Raw genomic sequence first — 1,171 nt, 5'->3', positions numbered from 1 at the left:
CGTTTTACCACGAGGTTTTTCGTGAACTTGACTCGGCTTTGTCCAAGTAAGATCCCCCTCCCTTTTCCCTTGTGGTGTATTACTCCACTGTTCAAAACTTTGCTTTCCAGGGATAAGTTTGTCCCCTTGAGCCGCGAGCAAACCATGAATCTTTTCAATCGCATTAAACAGTCAACGGACGTGTTAAATTCCCGACTTTTTGTGGTTCTTGCTGCGCAGGCCAAAGGCTGGTCTTTCGCTCGTGAGCTCGAGTTTTTGGAGGCCGGTAATGTGTTTTTTCCCCCCCTTCAGTTCAGATCTTGCCCTATATGCCACGTTATTACAGGTAATGGCCAAAATGAAAATTACCTCAAGGTTGCCAAGTTGTTTAACAAGCGAGAGCAGAAAAAGGAGGACGAGCGCGAATTGAGAGGATTGGCTAAGAAGCCGGCATTCAAGCCTCGCTCTTTTGGCGGGAAACATGGCAGTTATGCGGCCAATAAGCCCGCTGCTTTTGGCTCCGCGGGTCAAGCCATCGCTGCCGGATATGGGGGTCCCTCCGGGTATGCCGGGGCTGCTGGTCAGTCTGGTCACGCTCCTCAACCCCGTCAGCCTCTTAACAAGGCTCATATTCGTTGCCACAACTGTGCGCAGTTTGGCCATTTTGCACGCGAGTGCAACAACAAGCCGAATAACTCCATGTAAGTTTATTTGTTGCTGCTGGAAATAAATCCGCCCTTTGTTGTCTATATTTTTGTTTATAATACTGTTGACCAGGGTTTCATTGGCCTCAAAACAACTTAGCAATAATTTTTCTCCTGAAGGGATTCATTGCAAGGCGGATTTCTGGGAACACACTCTCAAAGCTGGGCCCTGGGTTATGGAAATTATCCGGCATGGTTATAAGGTGCCTTTCATCTCTGAGCCTGACCAAGATGTTCTCCCCAATAATGCGTCTGTCCGTGACAATATGGAGGTTACAGAAGGGTTAATTATGGAATTGTTGCAACAAGGAGTGCTCAAAATGGTTTCTACAAAACCTCATTGCGTCAGTCCATTGGGCTTAGTCACAAGAGTCATTAATGGTGAGGAAAAGCATCGTCTGATTTTCGATGGCTCAAGGCTCATCAATCAATATGTTGATCCCCCAACTGTCAAATTGGCGTTTCTTCAAAAAGCCCTGTTAAAAATT

2 protein-coding genes are annotated in these 1,171 nt (G+C 46.6%); both read left to right on the top strand.

Features of this window, described 5'->3' with window-relative positions; genetic code table 11:
- Positions 1 to 126 precede the first annotated feature (126 nt).
- Positions 127 to 684 (top strand): hypothetical protein, encoded by a 558-nt coding sequence (locus tag FJZ26_06205; GenBank protein ID MBM3229998.1) that lies wholly within the window; start codon positions 127 to 129, stop codon positions 682 to 684.
- Positions 685 to 763: 79 nt separating this feature from the next.
- Positions 764 to 1,171: hypothetical protein (locus FJZ26_06200; protein MBM3229997.1), on the top strand; the 408-nt coding region annotated here is incomplete at its 3' end.

It is taken from the genome of Candidatus Parvarchaeota archaeon, from assembly GCA_016866895.1.
Classification (GTDB): domain Archaea; phylum Micrarchaeota; class Micrarchaeia; order Anstonellales; family VGKX01; genus VGKX01.
This window is presented reverse-complemented; position numbering and strand designations above follow the sequence as displayed.